The organism is Achromobacter sp. 1012554356 (assembly GCF_059760815.1).
This window is the reverse complement of the sequence record NZ_JCBANC010000061.1, coordinates 19,305-39,169: the sequence shown is the minus strand read 5'-3', so window position 1 is coordinate 39,169 and position 19,865 is coordinate 19,305. Positions and strand designations below refer to the sequence as shown.

General features: G+C 67.0%; 14 protein-coding genes. 8 read left to right on the top strand and 6 right to left on the bottom strand.

What is annotated here, in order from left to right:
• Positions 1-410: 410 nt before the first annotated feature.
• The 3 genes from AC6LJW_RS24445 to AC6LJW_RS24435 all read right to left on the bottom strand — a co-directional run bounded on the left by AC6LJW_RS24445 (position 411) and on the right by AC6LJW_RS24435 (position 6,398).
• The gene (locus AC6LJW_RS24445; protein WP_056559646.1) at positions 411-1,889 is read right to left on the bottom strand and encodes an efflux transporter outer membrane subunit; all 1,479 of its coding nucleotides are present in this window, start codon (positions 1,887-1,889) and stop codon (positions 411-413) included.
• A gap of 74 nt (positions 1,890-1,963) precedes the next feature.
• Positions 1,964-5,179, bottom strand: coding sequence for an efflux RND transporter permease subunit (locus AC6LJW_RS24440; RefSeq protein ID WP_498088473.1), 3,216 nt, complete (start codon positions 5,177-5,179; stop codon positions 1,964-1,966).
• A 25-nt stretch (positions 5,180-5,204) separates the two neighbouring features.
• Positions 5,205-6,398 (bottom strand): efflux RND transporter periplasmic adaptor subunit, encoded by a 1,194-nt coding sequence (locus tag AC6LJW_RS24435; RefSeq protein WP_498088472.1) that lies wholly within the window; start codon positions 6,396-6,398, stop codon positions 5,205-5,207.
• Positions 6,399-6,783: 385 nt separating this feature from the next.
• Here AC6LJW_RS24435 and AC6LJW_RS24430 point away from each other — a divergent pair, with 385 nt between their 5' ends.
• From AC6LJW_RS24430 to proC, 4 genes are all read left to right on the top strand, one after another.
• Positions 6,784-7,851: a LysR family transcriptional regulator gene (locus AC6LJW_RS24430; protein WP_498088471.1), complete on the top strand. Its 1,068-nt coding sequence runs from the start codon at positions 6,784-6,786 to the stop codon at positions 7,849-7,851.
• A 163-nt stretch (positions 7,852-8,014) separates the two neighbouring features.
• Complete coding sequence (locus AC6LJW_RS24425; protein WP_056559631.1) at positions 8,015-9,127, top strand: AI-2E family transporter; 1,113 nt, start codon at positions 8,015-8,017, stop codon at positions 9,125-9,127.
• A gap of 128 nt (positions 9,128-9,255) precedes the next feature.
• Positions 9,256-10,026, top strand: a complete 771-nt coding sequence (locus tag AC6LJW_RS24420) for a phytanoyl-CoA dioxygenase family protein (protein WP_056559629.1) — start codon at positions 9,256-9,258, stop codon at positions 10,024-10,026.
• A 100-nt stretch (positions 10,027-10,126) separates the two neighbouring features.
• Positions 10,127-10,933: a pyrroline-5-carboxylate reductase gene (proC, locus tag AC6LJW_RS24415; RefSeq protein ID WP_056559626.1), complete on the top strand. Its 807-nt coding sequence runs from the start codon at positions 10,127-10,129 to the stop codon at positions 10,931-10,933.
• A gap of 28 nt (positions 10,934-10,961) precedes the next feature.
• On the opposite strand, the gene AC6LJW_RS24410 is transcribed toward proC, so the two are convergent.
• On the bottom strand, positions 10,962-12,413 hold the full coding sequence (locus AC6LJW_RS24410; RefSeq protein ID WP_498088470.1) for an MFS transporter: 1,452 nt from the start codon (positions 12,411-12,413) through the stop codon (positions 10,962-10,964).
• Between the two features lie 96 nt (positions 12,414-12,509).
• Here AC6LJW_RS24410 and AC6LJW_RS24405 point away from each other — a divergent pair, with 96 nt between their 5' ends.
• From AC6LJW_RS24405 to AC6LJW_RS24395, 3 genes are all read left to right on the top strand, one after another.
• Positions 12,510-13,388, top strand: a complete 879-nt coding sequence (locus AC6LJW_RS24405; RefSeq protein WP_498088469.1) for a helix-turn-helix transcriptional regulator — start codon at positions 12,510-12,512, stop codon at positions 13,386-13,388.
• Between the two features lie 125 nt (positions 13,389-13,513).
• A complete protein-coding gene (locus AC6LJW_RS24400; RefSeq protein WP_369818957.1) occupies positions 13,514-14,206 on the top strand; it encodes a PadR family transcriptional regulator in 693 nt (230 codons plus the stop codon).
• A gap of 26 nt (positions 14,207-14,232) precedes the next feature.
• Complete coding sequence (locus AC6LJW_RS24395; protein ID WP_056559614.1) at positions 14,233-15,048, top strand: siderophore-interacting protein; 816 nt, start codon at positions 14,233-14,235, stop codon at positions 15,046-15,048.
• A gap of 63 nt (positions 15,049-15,111) precedes the next feature.
• Here AC6LJW_RS24395 and AC6LJW_RS24390 read toward each other — a convergent pair whose 3' ends face one another.
• Complete coding sequence (locus AC6LJW_RS24390; RefSeq protein WP_498088467.1) at positions 15,112-15,999, bottom strand: LysR family transcriptional regulator; 888 nt, start codon at positions 15,997-15,999, stop codon at positions 15,112-15,114.
• 107 nt (positions 16,000-16,106) lie between these two features.
• On the opposite strand from AC6LJW_RS24390, the gene AC6LJW_RS24385 reads away from it, so the two are divergent.
• Positions 16,107-16,967 (top strand): isocitrate lyase/PEP mutase family protein, encoded by an 861-nt coding sequence (locus AC6LJW_RS24385; protein ID WP_498088466.1) that lies wholly within the window; start codon positions 16,107-16,109, stop codon positions 16,965-16,967.
• On the opposite strand, the gene AC6LJW_RS24380 is transcribed toward AC6LJW_RS24385, so the two are convergent.
• Entirely contained in the window at positions 16,961-19,864 is a 2,904-nt protein-coding gene (locus AC6LJW_RS24380; RefSeq protein WP_498088465.1) for a WG repeat-containing protein, read from the bottom strand. The two genes, AC6LJW_RS24385 and AC6LJW_RS24380, sit on opposite strands and share 7 nt — an antisense overlap.
• Between the last annotated feature and the right edge of the window lies 1 nt (position 19,865).

Sequence of the window (19,865 nt, the reverse complement as noted above, 5' to 3'; positions counted from 1 at the left end):
CGTTGCCGCCTGCGGCGTCTGCCTTCGGATTACCTCGGGCGCATCTACACGCCCCGCGCACCCAGGCCACCGCCACGCCGGGCTGCGGTGGAGTGACTTCGGCATGACGCTGGGGCGGGTGGGTTTCTTGAGTTTTTTGTGGACGCTCGTTGTGGTTTGAAGCGTCTTGCGGGGCCCGCCCCACGTCGGCCGCGCGGGCGGCCTGGTGGGGCTTACGCGATGTCTTGCGTCGTGGTGAGGACGCTGCGCGCTGGCGCTGGGGTGGGTTTTGGCGGTGCTGTGTTGGTTGGCGCGGCGCCAGGTGTCTGACACCCCTGAGGCGCACCCGTAACGAGTGGAGCCGACCTATGCGGGGTGTCTGACACCGGGTTAAGAACCCCTCCGGTGTCAGACACCAGCCTGCTCCGCCTTTACTTCGTCGCGACCTGCTCCGGCGGGACCGGGTTATCCCAGCCGCCGCCGATGGCGCGGATCAATCCCACCGTCGACCGGGCTTGTTCGGCAGTCAGCTGCACGGACACGCGTTGCTGCAAGAGAACGCTGCGGTCGGCTTCGATCACGTCCAGATAGCTGATGGAGCCTTCGCGATACTGCGTGTGCGAGAGCTTCGCGGCGCGCGTAGCCGCTTCCACCGCCTCGTTTTGGGCCTTGGTCTGGTCGGCAAGAATGCGCAGGTTGGCCAGGTTGTCTTCCACCTCGCGGAACGCGTTCAGGACGGTCTGCCGGTAGACGGCGACGTCTTCCTCGTAGACGGAGCGGGCGCGGTCCAGGCCGGCTTGGCGGCGGCCGCCGTCGAAGATCGGCATGGACAGGGCGGCGCCGACCAGGGGGCCGAGGAGGAACGTGCGGCTGGACCATTGGAAGAGGTTGCCCAGTTCCGAGGACTCGTAGCCGAACGCGCCGGTGATGTCCAGGCGCGGGAAGAACGCGGACTTGGCGGCGCCGACGCGGGCGTTGGCGGCGGCCATGGCGCGTTCGGCGGCGGCGATGTCGGGGCGGCGTTCGAGCAGCGTGGACGGCAGGCCGGCGGGGATGGTCAGCGCGATCTTTTCGATGGGCTGCGGCGGCATGGTGAATTCCGACGGAGCGCGGCCGAGCAGCACGGCCAGTGCGTGTTCGGCGGTGGCGCGGCGGCGGTCGATGCCGAGGGCCTCGGATTGCGCGGAGGCGAGTTCGGCCTTGGCGCGCGCCAGGTCGAGTTCGCTGATGTCGCCAGCGTCGTAGCGGCGCTGGATGAGCTGCAGCGTGTCGGTGCGCAGCTTGACGGTCTGGTGGTAGAGGCGCGATTCGGCGTCCTGCTCGCGCACCAGGAAGTAGGTGGTGGCGACGTCGGCTTGCAGGGCGAGCAGGACGGAGCGGTAGAGCGCTTCGCTTTGCTGGGCGTCGGCGGTGGCGGCGTCGACGGTGGAGGCGACGCGGCCGAAGAGGTCGGCTTCGTATGAGACGGCGCCTTGCGCGCGCCAAGTCGTGACGGCCGAGGTGGACGTGCCGTCGGGCAGGCCTTGGGACACGGCCGAGGGGCGTTGGCGGTTGGGGCCGAAACCGGCGTCCAGGCTGGGGAAGAAGCCGGATCGCGCTTCGCGTTGCAGGGCGCGGGCCTGGTTCAAGCGGGCGGCGGCGGCCTGCAGGTCCTGGTTGGCGCGCTGGGCTTCTTCTTCAAGCTGGTTCAGACCTTCGTCGTTGAAGACCTTCCACCAGGCGCCGCGCAGGGCGTCTTCGGAGGGTTCGGCGGGCTTCCAGGTGCCGGCTTCGGAGGCGGGCAGTGCGGCTTCCTTGAAGGCGGCGGGCGTGTCGGCCGTGGGACGCTGGTACGTGGGACCCACCGCGCAGCCGGCCAGCACGAGCAGCATGGCGAGCAGGGCGGATCCTCGGGTCAGTCTTTTGATCATGATGACGTTTCTCTTTGGCGCGCGTCCCGTTCGATCACGGACGGGACGCGCTGGCTACTCTTTTTTCTGTCGGCTTATGCGTGGTGTTGCGGAGCGGGCGGCGCGTTCGGGTCGATGTGAGGCACGCAGACGGGCGCTTCATGCGGCGCGGCCGAGTGCAGCTTCTTGCCGCCGAGCGAGCGCAGCAGGACGTAGAACACCGGCGTGAGGAACAGGCCGAACAGGGTCACGCCGAGCATGCCGAAGAACACGGCGACACCCATGGCGTGGCGCATCTCGGAACCGGCGCCGGAGGACAGCACCAGCGGCACCACGCCCATGATGAACGCGATGGACGTCATCAGGATGGGACGCAGGCGCAGGCGGCTGGCTTCGATGGCGGCTTCGAGCGGCGTGCGGCCGTTCATTTCGAGCTCTCTGGCAAATTCAACGATCAGGATCGCGTTCTTCGCGGACAGTCCCACCAGCACCATGAGGCCAATCTGCGTGAAGATGTTGTTGTCGTTGCCGGTAAGGTAGACGCCGGTCAGCGCGGCCAGGATGCTCATCGGCACGATGAGGATCACGGCGAGCGGCAGGGTCAGGCTTTCGTACAGCGCGGCCAGCACCAGGAAGACGAGCAGGACGCTGATGGGGAACACCCACAGGCCGGCGTTGCCCGCGAGGATCTGCTGGTACGTGAGGTCGGTCCATTCGAACTTGACGCCACGCGGCAGGGTTTCGGCGGCAACGCGCTCGGCAGCGGCTTGCGCCTGGTCGGACGAGTAGCCGGGGGCCGGGCCGCCGTTGATGTCGGCGGCGGTGTAGCCGTTGTAGCGCACGACCATTTCGGGGCCGAACGTCTGCTTGACGGTGACCAGCGAGGACAGCGGCACCATGTCGCCGGCGGCGTTGCGGGTCTTCAGTTGCAGGATGTCGTCGGCGTGCGCGCGGAAGGGCGCGTCAGCCTGAGCACGCACCTGGAACACGCGGCCGAAGCGGTTGAAGTCGTTGACATACATGGAGCCCAGATAGATCTGCATGGTGTCGAAGACTTCGGTCACCGGCACGCCAAGCTGCTTGGCCTTGACGCGGTCCAGGTCGACGTCGAGCTGCGGGACGTTGATCTCGTAGCTGGAGAACGCGGGGCCCAGTTCCGGCGTCTGGCGCGCCTTTTCCAGGAAGGCCTGCTTGGCCTTGTCCAGTTCTGCATAGCCGAGGGCCGAGCGGTCTTCGAGCTGGAGCTTGAATCCACCGAGCGTGCCCAGGCCCATGACGGGCGGGGGCGGGAACACGGCAATGAACGAGTCCTGGATGGCCGCGAACTTCTGGTTCAGCGAGGCGGCAATGGCGTTGCCGGACAGCTCGGCGTTGTTGCGTTCGCCAAAGGGCTTGAGCGTGACGAACACGATGCCGGCGCTGGAGCTGTTGGTGAAGCCGTTGATGGACAGGCCGGGGAAGGCGATGGCGGATTGCACGCCAGGTTCCTTCAGGGCGATGTCGCTCATGCGGCGGATCACGTCTTCGGTGCGGTCCAGTGAGGCGCCGTTGGGCAGTTGCGTGAAGCCGATCAGGTACTGCTTGTCCTGCGCGGGCACAAAGCCGCCGGGCACGAGGTACGACACGCCGATGGTGGCGGCGACCAGCACGGCATAGACGCCCATCGCGCCGGCCTTGCGGCGGATGACGCTGGCCACGCCCGTGCCGTAGGACTCGGACGCGCGGCCGAACATGTTGTTGAACCAGTTGAAGAAACGGCCGAAGACGCGGTTCATGCCGCGGGTCAGCCAGTCGGGCTTGTCGTGGTGGCTCTTGAGCAGCAGGGCCGAGAGGGCGGGCGACAGGGTCAGCGAGTTGAAGGCCGAGATCACCGTCGAGATGGCGATGGTCATGGCGAACTGCTTGTAGAACTGGCCGGTCAGGCCCGTCATGAAGGCAAGCGGCACGAACACGGCGCACAGCGTCAGCGCGATGGCGATGATGGGGCCGCTGACTTCGCGCATGGCGCGATAGGTCGCATCGCGTGGACTCAAGCCCGCCGCGATGTTGCGCTCGACGTTTTCGACGACCACGATGGCGTCGTCCACCACGATCCCGATGGCCAGCACCATGCCGAACAGCGACAGCGCGTTGATGGAGTAGCCGAACATCAGCAGCAGTGCGAACGTGCCGACGATGGACACGGGCACCGCGAGCAGCGGGATGATGGAAGCGCGCCAGGTCTGCAGGAACAGAATCACGACCAGCACGACCAGCGCGATGGCTTCGAGCAGGGTGTGCACGACGGCTTCGATACTGGAGCGCACGAACTGTGTGGGGTCGTATTCGATGCGGTATTCGACGCCCGGCGGGAAGTCCTGCGCCAGCTCGGTCATGGCGGCGCGCACCTGGCTGGACACGTCCAGCGCGTTGGCGCCCGGCGACTGCATGATGCCCATGCCGACCGCCTGCTTGTTGTTCAAGAGCGAACGCAGGCCGTATTCCTGGGCGTCCAGTTCCACGCGGGCGACGTCGGACAGGTGCGTCACGGCGCCGTCCGGCGAGGTCTTCAGGATGATGTCGCGGAATTCTTCCTCGGTTTGCAGGCGGCCGCGCGCGTTCACGTTCAATTGCAGCGGCACGTCGCCCTGCGTGGGCGAGGCGCCGATCACGCCGGCGGCGACCTGCACGTTCTGTTCGCGGATCGCGTTGACGACTTCGGAGGCGGTCATGCCGCGCTGCGCGACCTTTTGCGGATCGAGCCACACGCGCATGGAGTAGTTGCCCGATCCCCACACCGTCACTTCGCCAACACCTGTGATGCGCGACAGGCGGTCCTTGACGTTCAGGATCGCATAGTTGCGCAGGTAGGTGATGTCGTAGCGGTCGTTGGGGGAGATCAGGTGCACGACGAGCGTCAGCGTGGGCGAGCTCTTGACCGTGGTCACGCCCAGGCGCTGCACGTCCGGCGGCAGGCGCGGCAGCGCCTGCGACACGCGGTTCTGCACGAGCTGCTGCGCCTTGTCAGGATCCACGCCCAGCTTGAAGTTCACCGTCAGCGTCAGGTTGCCGTCGCTGTTGGCTTGCGACTGCATGTACAGCATGTTCTCGACGCCGTTGATGGATTCTTCCAGCGGCGAGGCGACGGTTTCGGCGATGACCTTGGGGTTGGCGCCCGGATACTGCGCGCGCACCACCACGGACGGCGGCACGACTTCGGGGTATTCGGAGATGGGCAGCTGGAACATGGCCAACAGGCCCGCCAGCAGCACCAGGATCGACAGCACGCCGGCGAAGATCGGCCGGTCGATGAAGAATTTCGAGATATTCATAAACGTTCTCGTTCGACGCGTCGGCTCAGTTCTGCGCCGAGGCGGTCTGGACCGGGTTGCGCTTGGCGGCAACCATGGGGACAACGGTCGGGGTCACGGCGTCGCCGGGTCGGATGCGCTGCAGGCCGTTGACGACGATGCGCTCGCCGGCAGCCAGGCCGGTATCGACCACGCGCAGACCTTCCTGATTGGCGCCCAGCTTCACCTGGCGATAGACGGCGTGGTTCTTGTCGTCCAGCACCAGCACGAAGCGCTTGTCCTGGTCGGTGCCGATGGCGCGTTCGTCGATCAGCACGGCCTCGCGGGGCTCGCTGCCGCCCAGACGGATGCGGGCGTAAAGGCCCGGCAGCAGGGTGCCGTCGGCGTTGTCGAACTCGGCACGCACGCGGATGGTGCCGGAGGTGGCGTCCAGGCGGTTGTCCACCGATTGCACGGCGCCGGTGCGCGAGTAACCGTCTTCATTGGCCAGGCCCAGTTCCACCGGTACCGCGCCATTGCGGCCGTTGCGGGTGGGGTTCACGTAGCGCAGGAACGTTTGTTCGTCCACGTCGAACGATGCGTACATCTTGGACACTGACACCAGCGTGGTCAGCGGCACTGATGCGGCGCCGGCGGCGACCACGTTGCCCACGGTGACCTCGGCGCGCGACACGCGGCCGTCGACGGGGGCTTCGATGCGCGTGTAGCCCAGGTTGAGCTTGGCGTAGTCCAGCGCGGCCTGAGCGCCCTGCAAGTTGGCGGCGGCTTCGCGTGCGGCGTTCTGCTTTTCCTCGAAGTCGCGGCGGGCGATTGCGTTGTCGGTCAGCAGGCGCTGGCCGCGGGCCAGTTCCGAGGCCGTGTAGGCGGCGCGCGCCTTGGCGGCGGTCAGTGCCGCGGCGGCGCGGTCCACCTCGGCCGCGTAGGGGCGCGGGTCGATGGTGAAGAGCACGTCGCCCTTCTTGACGATGCTGCCGTCCCGGAAATGCACGGCGGTCAGCGTGCCGGACACCAGTGGGCGGATATCGACGCGGTCGATCGCTTCGAGGCGGCCGGAGTAGCGCTGCCAGTCGACGATGGTCTTGTTGACGACTTCCGCAACCTCGACGGGCGGCGCGGCGGGGGCGCCCTGCGCCATCGCGACATTGCCGCCCGCGGGGCCGCGGGTGAGGGCGTAGCCGCCGCCCGCCGCCAGCACGGCTGCAAATACGACGAGCACAGCAATACGTTTACGCGAAACCATGGTGTTTCCTTGAGTGGTTTTCTAGAGGCGGAAGCGCGCTTGCCCGGGATGAGGAGACGAGGAGTCGGCGGGGCGGGGATGCCATTCCTAAGAATCCGGGGCTATATGGATATGCTGCGGCGCAGCATCGACCGGGGTCGCTTATCCAGAGGCGGCGGGCGCCTGATCAGGGCGGTCGCTGCGGGTGCGGAATCTGAGGATTGACATGCCCTTTTCTTGCGCCGGGCGGCAAGGGCACTTCAAGATGGTTTGCATTCTGAGTGTTTTGTCCTGGCGGATAAACCTATCTATCCCGGCAACACTGTTCGTGAGAAATGACTAATCGGCGGCGAAATCGGGTTATGCTCCGTCCACCCCGACTTATTTGCCTAAGGACACCCTTGCCATGGACCGCTTTCAGGCTATGCAGGTGTTTGTGCGCGTCGTGGACGCCAATAGCTTCACCCGGGCGGCCGACAGCCTATCGCTTCCGCGCACCACCGTCACCACCATCATTCAGAATCTGGAACGCCTCCTGGGCGTTCGCCTGTTGAATCGCACCACGCGCCGGATCGGCTTGACGCCCGACGGCGCGGGCTATTACCAGCATTGCGTGCGCATCCTGGCCGACGTGGAAGAGACCGAGGCCTGCTTCCAGGAAGCGGCCCTGCGGCTCAAGGGCCGCCTGCGCATCGACGTGCCGACCTGCATCGGCCGGCTGATCCTGATTCCCTCATTGTGTGATTTTCACGACAAATACCCTGACGTCGAGCTGGTGCTGGGCCTGGGCGACCGTCCGGTCGACATGGTCCAGGAGGCCGTGGACTGCGTCATCCGTGCCGGCGACCTCGAGGATTCCAGCTTGGTCGCGCGCCGCATCGGCACCCTGCAGACGGTGACCTGCGCGTCGCCCACCTACGTGGCGCGCCACGGCATGCCGCAGACGATCGAATCGCTCCGCGACCATCACGCGGTGCATTATTTCTCCAGCCGCACCGGCCGCAATTGCGCGTGGGACTTCAAAGTGGACGGCAAGCACCAGGAAGTCGACATGAAGGGCACGGTGGCCGTGAACGAAGCGGGCGCCTATCTGGATTGCGGGCTGAAGGGCTTTGGCCTCATCCAGACCGCGCGCTACATGGCGCTGCCGTACCTGCAATCGGGCGAGCTGATCGAGATCCTGCCCCAGTGGAAGCCCAGCTCCACGGCGATTTCGGTGCTGTATCCACAGAGCCGGCAGTTGTCGCCCAAGGTGCGGGCCTTCACCGACTGGGTGGCCGAATTGTTTGCCGGATGCCCGCTGCTCAGCGGGCGCGACGAGACCGATCCGGCCGCCGCGTCCTGCGCCGTCTATCAGCGCAACCAGGGACAGACCGCCCCGGCGCAGCCCCCCGTGCCGGCGATCCCCGCGCTGGCAGACATGGCGCCGCGCCGCCGCAGCGCGCGCGAAGAAGCCGCCGAATACCTGCTGTAAATACGCGCTGGTTGCATGACGACATGGCGGACCCTCGGGTCCGCCATCTGCGTTAAGCACGGGAAACCCCGTAGTAAATACAGCCCTTGCGTCCCTCGAATCGCATGAAACGTCTGTATAGTCCGACAGTCAAAGCCTACAACGCCCTTACAGTCGATCCGCTATGCAGCCTGTTCTACCCGCTTACCTGATCGCCCGTTGGCTGTTGCTGCTTGTGCTGTTGGCGGGGGTTTACTTTCTTAGCGGATTCCTGGTTCCGGCCCTGGCGGCGCTGATCATCGGCCTGGCCAGCTGGCCCCTGTACCAACGCCTCGTCGTCCGTTGCGGCGGCCGCACGGCAGTTGCCGCATCGCTGGCGCTGCTGGTCGTCGTCGTGGTGCTGATCGTCCCGTTGTCGCTGGCGCTGTCCTACGCCATCAAGGAAGCCAGCGCTTTTGTCGCCTGGGCCATCGCGGCCAACCGTCACGGCGTCGACGTGCCCGCGTGGATATCCTCTCTGCCGGTGGTGGGCGATCGCCTGGGACAGTACTGGCAATCCTATATCGGCCAGCCCCACGCGCTGGGCGCGCTGGTCGAAGCCGTCAGCGGCGAACACCTGGGCAACATCTACCGCATGGCGCTGGCCGCCACCGGCAACGTGTTCCAGTTGCTGCTGACCGTACTTTTCATGCTGATCACGCTGTTCTTCGTCTACAAGGACGGCATCCGCATGGTTGCGCAGCTCGACGTCCTGGGCGAACGCATCCTGCCCGCGCGCTGGCAGCGATTTTCGCGCGTTGTCCCGGCCACCATTAATTCCACCGTCACCGGCATGGGCCTGATCGCGCTGGGCGAAGGCGTGGTGCTGGGCATCGCGTATTGGGTGGCGGGGGTGCCGTCGCCCGTGCTGCTGGGCGTGGTTACCGGCTTCATGGCCTTGATCCCGGGCGGTGCGCCGTTGTCGTTCACGCTGGTGTCCCTGTATCTCGTCGGCTCCGGCCATGTGGTCGCCGGCATCGCGCTGATGGTCTGGGGCAGCGTCGAACTCTTCATCGTCGACAAGACGTTGCGCCCGCGCCTGGTGGGCGGCCCGGTCAAGCTGCCTTTCCTGCCGACCTTCTTCGGGCTGGTGGGCGGCGTGAAGACCATGGGCATCGTGGGATTGTTCGTCGGCCCGGTGCTGATGGCGCTGCTGGTGGCCGTCTGGCGCGAATGGGTCCACCACGAGGTCCAGGAGCGCGACGCCGCCCGGCTCACGCCGCCGCCCGTCCGCCCCGAGAAGACGCCCGCGGGTTGAGGACGCGGGAGCCGCCCGGCGGCCTTGCCATTTGGTAATCTAGCCATCCCGCGTGACCGGCGCCTTGCCCGGTGCGCGCCTGCCCGCCCGCAGACGCGCCGCCTACGCCGCGGGCTGTGAGGATCGAGATGTCCGGGTTATTGCCTGATGATCAGATAGCCGTCCTGCGCGAGCAGGGCTTCGTGGTGGCGCGCCAGTTCGCCAGCCAGGAACAGGTTGCCGCGCTGCGCGCGCTGGCCGAACGCCATTTGCGCGATCACGTCGCACCCATCGAATACGAAGCTGACCTGCGCTATCCCGGCGCGCCGCAATCCCGCGCGGCAGAAGGCGGACTGACCGTGCGTCGCCTGCTCAACGCCTACGCGCGCGATCCGCTGTTCGCCCAATGGGCCACCGATCCGCGCACCGGCCAGTGGTTGACGCGTTATTTCAACGAAACGCCGGTGCTGTCCACCGTGCACCACAACTGCGTGATGACCAAGCATCCGGCGTACGGCAGCCTGACGGGTTGGCATCAGGACATCCGCTATTGGTCGTTCTCGGACACGGACCTGGTGTCCTGTTGGCTGGCCCTGGGGCCGGAGACGCGTGCCAATGGCGGCCTGTCGTTCATTCCGGGCTCGCACGCGGCGGCGTACACGCCGGACCAGTTCGACGACAAGAAATTCTTCCGCGAGGACGTGCCGCAGAACGCCGAGTGGATCGCGCGCGCCGTCTGTCCGGAACTGCAAGCCGGCGACGTGGTGTTCTTTCATTGCCGCACCTTGCACGCCGCGCAGGGCAACAGCAGCGACCGCGTGAAGCTGTCGGTGGTCCATACGTATCACCCCGAATCCTGCTATCCGCTGCCCGGCACGCGGTCGTCGTCGCAGGCGGGCGTGCCGCTGGCGGGGTCGTGACCCTCCGCAATGCCCGTAGACTGTCGCATCAATGATCCGCGCGCCGGCATCTCACCCATGCCGGTCCGGTCCGCAATCCCTACTTCGGAACTGAAGCAACATGCGTGAAAAAATTGTCTTCATCGGCGGCGGCAATATGGCCTCCGCCATCATCGACGGACTGCTCGGCCAGGGCCGGGCGCTGACCGATTTTCTGGTGATCGAACCCTATGCGCCGACGCGCGAGGCGCTGGTCGCACGCGGGCTTCCCTGCCAGGAAAGCGTCAGCGCCGATATCGGCGATGCCGCCCTGTGCGTGCTGGCCACAAAGCCGCAAGTGCTGCGCGAAGCCTGCGGCCAGGTCCGGCAGCATCTGCCGGCAGAAGCCACCGTGGTCAGCATCGCGGCGGGCGTCGAGCTGGCCGCGTTGTCGGAATGGCTGGGCGGCCACGCGCGCATCGTGCGCGCCATGCCCAACACGCCGGCCAAGGTGGGCTTGGGCATGACTGGCCTCTTTGCCACGCCGGCTTGCGAACAGGCGCAGCGCGATCAGGTCGACGCGCTGTTCGCGGCCGTCGGCGAACGCATCTGGACCGATACCGAAGCCATGATCGACGCCGTCACCGCCGTGACGGGCAGCGGCCCGGGCTACGTGTTCCATTTCATGGCGGCGCTGGAAAAGGGCGCCGTCGAACTGGGCTTCGCGCCCGCCGACGCGCGCCGGCTGGCCGTGGCCGCCTTCCGCGGTGCGGCGGAACTCGCCGCGAGCGAAGACATTCCGCTGACCGAATTGCAGGAGCGTGTCACGTCCAAGGGCGGCACGACTTACGCCGCGCTGTCGCACATGCAGCAGGCTGGCGTGGCCCAGGCCATCACCGAGGCCGTGCACAAGGCGCAGCAACGCGCGCGTGAGTTGTCCGCGGGGTAATGGCCCCGCGCAACGGGACGACGGGCCGTCAGCGATGACGGCCCAGCCGCCATAACAAGGTGGCCGCCACCAGGATGGCCGCAACATTGAACTGCATGGCCGACGCGAACGCCTGCGCATGGCGCTCTGCTGCGCTGGCATCCGCGTAAGTCTCCAACGCGCCGCCATACAGCATGCCGGCCGCCGACACGCCCAGCGCCGCGCCCACCTGCTGCAAGGTCGACACCACGCCCGCCGCCATGCCGGCCTGGCGGTCTTCGACCAGCCCCATTGCCAGGTTGACCAGCGGCGTGTTGACCGCGCCTTGCGCCGCGCCCAGCCACACCAGCGCAGGCAGCAATGTCCACGGTGACAGGCTGGCGCCGGCGATGCCGGTCTGCATCATCAGTGCCGCCGTCGCCCCGCCGTACAGCAGCGCGGCCAGCGCGATCGCGCGCGTGCCATACCGGGCGACCAACCTTGGCGCCACCATCGACCCGGCCACGAATCCGACGCTGGCAGGCGCGAAGATCAAGCCTGCCGTCAGCGCATCCCGTCCGAAGCCCGTCTGCACCAGCAAGGCGTAGCAAAGAAACATGGCGCTGGCCGTTGAGAACACCAGCATCACGACGAGGCACCCCGCCGCAAAGCGCGGCTGCGCCAGCAAGGCCATCTCCACCAGCGGCACGCCGCCGCGCGCGGCAATCCGGCGCTGCAGCCGCACGAAAGCCGCCAGCGCAATCACCGAGGCTGCGGCGCAGGCCAGCGTCCAGGCGGGCCACTGCTGTGCGGGGCCTTCGATCAGGGCCAGCAGCAGCAACGCCAACCCCAGCCCCACAAGCGCGGCGCCGGGCCAGTCCATTGCCGCGCCCGAGGGCTCGACGGACTCCGGCATGTGCCGGGCGAGCCAGCATGCCAGCAGCCCCAGCGGCAGATTGATCAGAAAGATGGCGCGCCACGCCAATCCGAACAGATCCGCATGGACGATCCATCCGCCCAGCACCTGCCCGGCGATGGCCGCCAGGCCCAGCGTCATGCCCAGCAGCCCGAACGCCCGCTGCCGCGCATGCCCCTCGAAGCCGACGCGGATCAGCGTGTAAACCTGTGGAAACAGCAGGGCCGCCGTCGCGCCCTGCAGGATGCGCGCGGCGATCAGCGTGTGCGGCGTGGGCGCCACGCCGCACAGCGCCGACGCCAGCGCGAAGCCCGCCATGCCCAGCATGAACAAGCGGCGCCTGCCATGGCGGTCGCCCAATCGGCTGCCCGCAATGAGCAGCACGCCGTACGCCAGTTCGTAGGCGACGATGATGAAGTTGATCTGCGCGAAGCTGGCTGACAGCGTGGCCTGCATGCTGGGGATGGCCACGTTTACGACGAAGAGGTCGAAGATGGTGATGAAGCCGCCGGATAGCAGCACCGCCAGGCCGAGCTTGCCGAGTCGTGGGGAAGTGGGGTCGGCAGGGGCGGCCGAAGGTGTGGCGGGAAGGGTAGTGGTCGACATGAAAGCGTCCGAAAAGTCAGGATCGGCGCTATTCTGGGCAGACCTTTAGCCTTATACAATTTAGCTGTTTATGCTATTACTTCCTGCAACAGCGTCATGACTGAACCCGCCATCGCCAGCCGTCTGGAGCGCACACGCGCCGATCTGTCCGACTTCCTGCGGCTGCGCCGCGAACGGCTCAGCCCCGCCGACCTTGGGCTGCCGCCCGGGCGCCGCCGACGCACGCCCGGGCTGCGCCGCGAGGAAGTGGCAGCGCTGGCCGGCGTTGGACTGGCCTGGTACACGTGGTTTGAACAGGGCCGCAACATCAGCGTGTCGGCCGCCTTTCTGGAGAACCTGGCCCGCGTGCTGCGGCTGGACGACGCCGAGCGCCGCCATCTGTATCTGCTTGCGCACCAGCGCCCACCGGCCGAGACCGGCCGCACGTGGTGCACCGTTCCCGCGCAGGTCCGCCGCCTGATGGATGACCTGCCCGCGCGCCCCGCCTACATCCTGAATCTGCGTTGGGACGTAGTGGTGTGGAACGCCGCGGCGGACAAGGTGTTCAATTTTTCCGGACAGGCGCCGGGCCGGCGCAACCTGCTCTGGATGCTGTTTGTGGATCCTGCAATGCGCGAACGCTTTGTGGACTGGACGGCGCAGGCGCCGGGCATGCTGTCCTCGTTCCGGCGCGATTTCGCCAGCGCCGCCGGCGTATCCGACATCGCCGAGCTGGTCGACGAATTGGAGCACGTGTCGCCCGAATTCCAGTCGTGGTGGCGCGAGCACGATGTGCACGGCACGTGTATGGGCCTGCGCACGCTGCACGTGGAGTCGCTGGGTGAGATCGCGTTCGAGCACGCCACCTTGAGCGTTGACGAAAGCCGCCACCTGCGGCTCGTGGTTTATGCGCCCGCGCCGGACGAGCCCCGTGCCTCGGACTTTGCGCGATGGGTGCAGGCCAACGCGGACGCGCCGCGCGGCTCCACGGAATAGCCGCGTCGTGGGTCTTCGGGGCAGCGAGGGGGGATGGCGGAGTTGACGAGTCCGGCGTGTGAGGTATATCGTACGACCTATCGTAAAACATATCTTAAGATCTACTAATGCGCCAATTCCATTCGATGACCGCGGCCCATCGCCATCATCATCCCCATCACCCCCATCACCCCCATCATCCCCATCACGGTCACCATCACCCGCGCTATGCCAGCGCGGGCGGCGATTGGTTTTCCGGTTCATCCGATGGACGCGGGGATGCGGACGGGTTCGGCGGCGACGGCCGGGGTTTCACCCGCAGCCGCAAAGTATCCAGCGACGACCTGCAACTGATGCTGCTCGGCTTGCTGGAACAGAATCCCAGCCACGGCTACGAACTCATCAAGGCGCTGGGCGCGCTCAGCAATGGCTTCTATACGCCCAGCCCCGGCATGGTCTACCCCGCACTGACCTATCTGGAAGAGCTGGGCTACGCCACCGTTGAACCCGAGGGCGCCAAGAAGCGCTATCACCTGGCGGACCCGGGCAAGGCTCATCTGGACGCCAATCGCGACCGCCTGACGCTGATGTTCAACAAGCTCAAGCATGTGGCGCGCAAGATGGACTACATGCGCCAGGCCTGGAGCGGTCAGCCCCGGAACACCGGACCCGAGGGCGAAGACGCCCGCACCGGCTGGCTGCCCGAGTTCGTGGAGGCGCGCCAGGCGCTCAAGCGCGCGCTCCTGGACCGCACCGACGCCTCGCCCGCCGAACAACGACGCATCGCGGCCATCCTGGCGCGTGCGACCGACGAGATCACCGGCAAGTCCGGCGCGTGATCCTGTCTTATCCAACTGGAGTTTCCATGACTCAAAGCGACCTCACGGTGGCGCGCGTGCGCCACACCCTGAAGATGCGCACGCTAACTGTGGCGCGCGTGGAGCGCGTTGCCGGCTTGCTTGCGCGCATCACCTTCACCGGCGAAGACCTGCAGGACTTCGTGTCCGCGTCTTTCGACGACCACGTCAAGATCTTCTTTCCCGCCGATTCCTCGCAACCTCCCGTGCTTCCCACGGCTGGGCCCGACGGCATCAAGTTTCCTGATGGTGTGCCCCGGCCCGCGGCGCGCGACTACACGCCGCGCCGCTTCGATACGGCGCGCCAGGAGCTGGAAATCGAATTCGTGCTGCACGGGGACGGCCCCGCCTCGACGTGGGCGGAACAGGCCGCGCCCGGGCAGCAGCTGGGCATCGGCGGGCCGCGCGGTTCGTTCGTGGTGCCGACGGCGTTCGATTGGCATGTGCTGATCGGCGACGAGACCGCGCTGCCCGCCATTGCGCGGCGGCTGGAAGAATTGCCCGCCTCGGCACAGGCGCTGGTGTTGATCGAAGTGCCGGCGGCGTCCAACGAGATCCCGCTGCAAACGGCCGCGACGTTGTCGGTGCGCTGGTTGCATCGCAACGGCACCGCGCCGGGCTACAGCACGCTGCTGCTGCAAGCCGCGCGCGAACTGGCGCTGCCGTCTGGCGAAGGTTATGTGTGGGTGGCGGCAGAATCGGCCACGGCAAAAGCGGTCCGCGAAATCATGGTGGCGCAGCACGGCATCGACAAGAGCCGCATTCGCGCGGCCAGCTACTGGAAGCGCGGCGCGGTCGCCGTGCATGAATCGCACGACGATTGAGCGGATGGAAATCTGCGCGCCACGATAAGGACGCCTCGATACGGACGCCCCGATATGGACGCGTCAGCGCTTGGCGGAGGCCCGCGCCAGCGCCAGCAGATTCGCGGCTCGTCCGCCCGGCGCGTCGCGCAAGGCCAAACCCAGCACCGCGCGCGGCCACTGAAGCGCGAACGGTCGATAAACCACGCCGTCCGGCCGCAGATGGCGCAGCGACGCCGGCACGATCGCCACACCCATGCCCGCCGCCACCAGGTTCACGGCCGACGACAACTGCGGCGCCTGTTGCCCGATACGCGGATTCAGGCCGTGCTGACGGCACGCCGCCATGATGTCCGCGCTAAGCCCATAGCCTGATTTGCGCGAATACAGAATGAAGGTCTCGTGCTGCAGGTCGGCGGGGGCGAGGCGCTTGCGGCGCGCCAACGCATGGCCCAGCGGCAGCGCCACCACCAGCGGTTCTTCCACCAATTGCGTGAACGCCAGCCCGCCATCCAGCGCGAAGGGCGGACGCACGAACGCGGCGTCGATCGTGCCGTCGCGCAACTGCGCCACGAGTGTTTCGCTGTCCCCTTGCGACAGCGTCATTTCGACCTCCGGGTAGCGCTCGCGGTATTGCCGGATCAGCTCCGTCACCACGCCATTGAAGGACGCCGACTCGGTAAATCCCAACGTCAATTCACCGACCTCGCCGCGCGCGGCGCGTTGGGCCGTGCGCACCGCGGCGTCCGCGCGTTGCAGGATGTCCTGCGCGCACGCCAGGAATGCGCGTCCCGCGTCGTTCAGCGCCACGCCGCGGCCGGTGCGGTCAAACAGCGGCGTGCCTACTTCCTGTTCAAGCTGGCGGATCTGCTGGCTGAGCGGCGGCTGCGCCATGTTCAGCAATTCGGCCGCGCGCGTGAAATGCTGGGCCTCGGCGGTGACGACGAAATAGCGGAGATGACGCAGTTCCATTTTGATATCCAAAACGTACCAATTAACAATTTTCCATATATTGGACATTCTAATTGCGAGCGCGGATCATGCGGGCATCAGAACGCCGCATTGAAGGAATGCCCATCATGACTGCCACGCCATCCCCCGGCGCGCGACTGCGCCAACATCTTTCCGACAGCATTGTGGTGGCGCCCGGCGCGTACGACGGCCTGTCGGCCCGCCTGGTCGCCGCGGCCGGATTTTCAGCGGTGTACGCCAGCGGCGGCGCCATTGCGCGCGCCGCCGGCTATCCGGACATCGGCCTGCTCAGCTTCACCGAAGTCATGGACCGCGTGGAAAAGATCGTCGAGGCCAGCGGCCTGCCCGTGGTGGCGGACGCGGACACCGGATTTGGCGGATCGGCCAATGTGGAGCGAACGGTGCGCACCATGGAACGCGCCGGCGTGGCCGCGTTCCATATCGAAGACCAGTCCTTTCCCAAGCGCTGCGGCCACCTGGACGACAAGACGCTGGTGGACGCCGCCGAGATGGCCCGCAAGGTCCACATCGCGCGCCAGACGCTTGCAGACGCGGACACGCTGGTCATCGCGCGCACGGACGCCATCGCGGTCGAAGGCTTTGATGCCGCCATCGCGCGCGCCGAGCTTTACCTGAAGGCCGGCGCGGACATGATCTTCGTCGAGGCGCCCGAGACGCTCGCGCAGATTCACGCCATTGCCGAGCGGCTGCCGGGGCTCAAGCTCATCAATATGTTCTACGGCGGCAAGACGCCGCTGGTGCCGCTGCCGGATCTTGCCGCGATGGGCTATCGCCTGGCGATCATCCCTTCTGACCTGCAGCGCGCGGCAATCCACGCGATGCAGACCACGCTCCAGGCCATCCGGCAGACGGGCGACAGCAGCGCGCTGGCGGACCGCCTGACCAGCTTCAAGGAGCGCGAAGAGATCGTGCAGACCCGCCGCTATCTGGCGCTGGACGCTCAGTAGGCGCGCGACGCCGCCGTGCGCTTGCAGCCGTGCGGCATGCGCAGCGGCCACAGCCGCTGGCCGGCGGCGCCGTACAGCGTGCGGATGCCGCATTGCATCTTCACCTGCGCCAGCATGTGGCCGGCGGGGTCGATGATGCGCGAGTCCTCTTCCGTGGTCACCACCGCGCGCTGGTTTGTGAAGCCCGACAAGGCCTGGAACTGGGTCGGAATGGCGAACTGGCCCTGGCCGTTCACGTAGCCGTAGCTGCGGTCTTCGCTGGCGGGCGCCAGGCCTTCGCGCATTGGACCCAGCGCGTCGAAGGCCGGACCCGTCAGCGCGCCCTTGGCATCCACCCAACGCACACCGCCGCCGGACAGCTGCGTCACGGCGCGTCCTTCCGAGAATGCCGACCCCATGCCTTCGACTGTCAGCCGGGTCTTGCCCGAGAGGTCGGTGTAATCCGTCATGGTTCCGCGGTCCGCCGTGTAATGGCGGATCAGCAGGTCGGAACGCGGCGGCCAGCTCCATTCGCCCTGACGCAGTGTCGCCAGGATCTTGCCGTTGGCGTCCATCACGTGCGTGCCCGCGGCGTCCGCCGCCAGCGCGCGCGCCGGCGTGCCTTGGAACGCGGTGCCGATGCGGGACGAGGGCGCGATCTGCCAGACGCCGCTGGCGTTCAGATAACCCTGACGGTCGGCACGGCGGATCTCCATCCAGTCGCCCAGGCGGACGTAGTCGGCGTCCTTCATGTCCAGCGCGTCCGCGCCGTCCGGCGAGATGATCCAGCGGCGCTCGCTATTGCCCGCGCTGACGGAGCCGTCTCCAAAATCGCCCACCTGCAACCCGCGCATGAACGCGGTCAGCGCCTTGCCCTGGGTATTGAAGACCGCGGCGGGACGCTCGTATTCGTTCTCTTGCTTGCCCGGCTGCGTCACGCGCCACAGCGTGTCGTTCACGCGTTCCGCGCCTTGATGGCTGGCAGGCAGGATCCACCGCCCCTGCACGTCGATGACGCCGACACGGCCCGCGCCCAGCGAAGCGATTGCCTGACCGTTCTGGAATTCACCGATGCTGCGGAAAGCCGGCGGGGCCAGCTCCTTGCCGGCCACGAAATCGTACAAGCCCCACGGCGTGCCGTCGGCCGCCGTCTTGATAAAGCGCACCACGCCCGGCGCGACGACGTGCGTGTCGAAATTCTCGGGCAGCTCGAACGTCTTGCCCGCGCGGTCGATCATCCGCACCACACCGTCGCCATACACCTGCGCGTAGCCATGGTGGTACATGCCGATGTGCTGCTGCGCGGGCAGGTCGATAGGCTTGCCGCGCGCATCCAGCAGCACCATGCCGTCCGCAGTTTCCGCCGCATAGCGCAACTGGTCTGCCGTGAGCCCGGCGTCGTAGCCGCGGTCGGTGTCGTCCAACGGCGTCACCGCGGACCAGGACGAATCGGTGACCGTGCTGCCATCGGCCAGCAGCAGTCCCACCTGGACATCGTCGCAATGGCAATGGCTTTGACCCAGAAGGCCCAGCGGACCGCCCGGCACGCTGGCCGCCAGCGGCTGCAGTTGCTGGTTTTGAAGCGCCTGCACCGTCTCCGGCTTGAGAAGCGCCTTGCCGTCCTTGTCCACCACATTGAGCAGCGCGCCTTGCGCGTCGGACAGCCACACCTTGCCATCGCGCGTCGCCATGCGGTTGGCGTCTGCCAGCCACGCCGGCGCGGTGTCACCGTGCAGCCACGCGCCCGTGGGCGTCAGCAGTCCAGCGGCGCGGCTCGAGTCGTCCATGAAAAGCACGTAGCCTTCGAGTTCGTCGCCAGCCCGCAGGCCCTTGCCCAGCGTCACCGGGGCGGGTTGTCCCGGCACCAGCGCCATCAGGTTCTCTCCGGACGGATACACGATGGTGTCGGCAAAACGTTGCGACGCCTGGCCTTCTTCATCCGTCAGCGTCGCGACCACCGCGCCGTTGCGGTCCAGCACCGCAAAGCCCGCGCGCCGCGGCAGCGCCGCGCTGTAGAAGGTCTTGCCGACAGGCGTCATGCTTTCGTACTGTTGGTCCGCGCCGATCAGCTTGCCGTCCGCCGTCACCATCACCGCGCCGTCAGCGCCGTAGCCGGTGGCCAGGTCGCCGCTGTCCTGCGTGTAGATGTCGTCCAGCACCGGCTCAACGACCCAGTTCCAGTCCTTGTCGACCACGCCGTACTTGGACTCGCCGTTGGTGGCGATGTACAAGCCCTTGTCGCCCAGGGGGCGCGTGATCACGACGCCGGTTCCGCCGTAGCGGCGCTCGCCGGTGGCCGAGCGATATTCCTCCTTGTACTGGACCGTGGCCCGCGCGGGCACGCCATCGGACAGGCGCACGGCGCGCACCACGTCCTCGAAGGGCTCGCCCGCAGGATTGCCCTGCCGGTCGATCAGCAACGGCTTGCCGTCCAGCGTGACTACCGCCAAACCGATCTCGACGAAGTCCTGCACCGCGTCGAAGCGGGGCGGGACGGCCATGCGGCCGTTCTGGTCGATGAATCCCCACTTGCCCTGCCACTTGACGGCGGCCAGACCGTGGCGGAAGTCGCGCACCGCCTCGAAGATCGGCTCGATCGCGACGCGGCCGTTCCGGTCCAGAAAACCCCATGCGTGGCGGCGCAGCGAGCTGTCGCGCGGCACGCGGTCGATGTTCTCGATGGCGGAAGGCAGCAGCACCGCGGCGCGGCCGTCGTGCAGATCCCGAATGCAGCCATTGCCGAACGGATTGCGCGACGAGATATCGTCGGCGGCTGGATAGGCCTGGTACTCGGGCTCGCTCATGCAATACAGGTGCATCGACTGCGTATAGCCGGTTTGCGCCTGCGCGGACAGGGACACGCCCAGCGCGGCGAGGGCGCAAGCGATGCGGGTGGTTCGTAGCACGCGTGACGTCATG

Coding starts and splice junctions, on each gene's coding strand:
- AC6LJW_RS24380 (WP_498088465.1), bottom strand. CDS start 19,864: ATGACGTCACGCGTGCTACGAACCACCCGCATCGCTTGCGCCCTCGCC.
- proC (WP_056559626.1), top strand. CDS start 10,127: ATGCGTGAAAAAATTGTCTTCATCGGCGGCGGCAATATGGCCTCCGCC.
- AC6LJW_RS24430 (WP_498088471.1), top strand. CDS start 6,784: ATGGACCGCTTTCAGGCTATGCAGGTGTTTGTGCGCGTCGTGGACGCC.
- AC6LJW_RS24390 (WP_498088467.1), bottom strand. CDS start 15,999: ATGGAACTGCGTCATCTCCGCTATTTCGTCGTCACCGCCGAGGCCCAG.
- AC6LJW_RS24440 (WP_498088473.1), bottom strand. CDS start 5,179: ATGAATATCTCGAAATTCTTCATCGACCGGCCGATCTTCGCCGGCGTG.
- AC6LJW_RS24425 (WP_056559631.1), top strand. CDS start 8,015: ATGCAGCCTGTTCTACCCGCTTACCTGATCGCCCGTTGGCTGTTGCTG.
- AC6LJW_RS24445 (WP_056559646.1), bottom strand. CDS start 1,889: ATGATCAAAAGACTGACCCGAGGATCCGCCCTGCTCGCCATGCTGCTC.
- AC6LJW_RS24400 (WP_369818957.1), top strand. CDS start 13,514: ATGACCGCGGCCCATCGCCATCATCATCCCCATCACCCCCATCACCCC.
- AC6LJW_RS24395 (WP_056559614.1), top strand. CDS start 14,233: ATGACTCAAAGCGACCTCACGGTGGCGCGCGTGCGCCACACCCTGAAG.
- AC6LJW_RS24435 (WP_498088472.1), bottom strand. CDS start 6,398: ATGGTTTCGCGTAAACGTATTGCTGTGCTCGTCGTATTTGCAGCCGTG.
- AC6LJW_RS24420 (WP_056559629.1), top strand. CDS start 9,256: ATGTCCGGGTTATTGCCTGATGATCAGATAGCCGTCCTGCGCGAGCAG.
- AC6LJW_RS24410 (WP_498088470.1), bottom strand. CDS start 12,413: ATGTCGACCACTACCCTTCCCGCCACACCTTCGGCCGCCCCTGCCGAC.
- AC6LJW_RS24385 (WP_498088466.1), top strand. CDS start 16,107: ATGACTGCCACGCCATCCCCCGGCGCGCGACTGCGCCAACATCTTTCC.
- AC6LJW_RS24405 (WP_498088469.1), top strand. CDS start 12,510: ATGACTGAACCCGCCATCGCCAGCCGTCTGGAGCGCACACGCGCCGAT.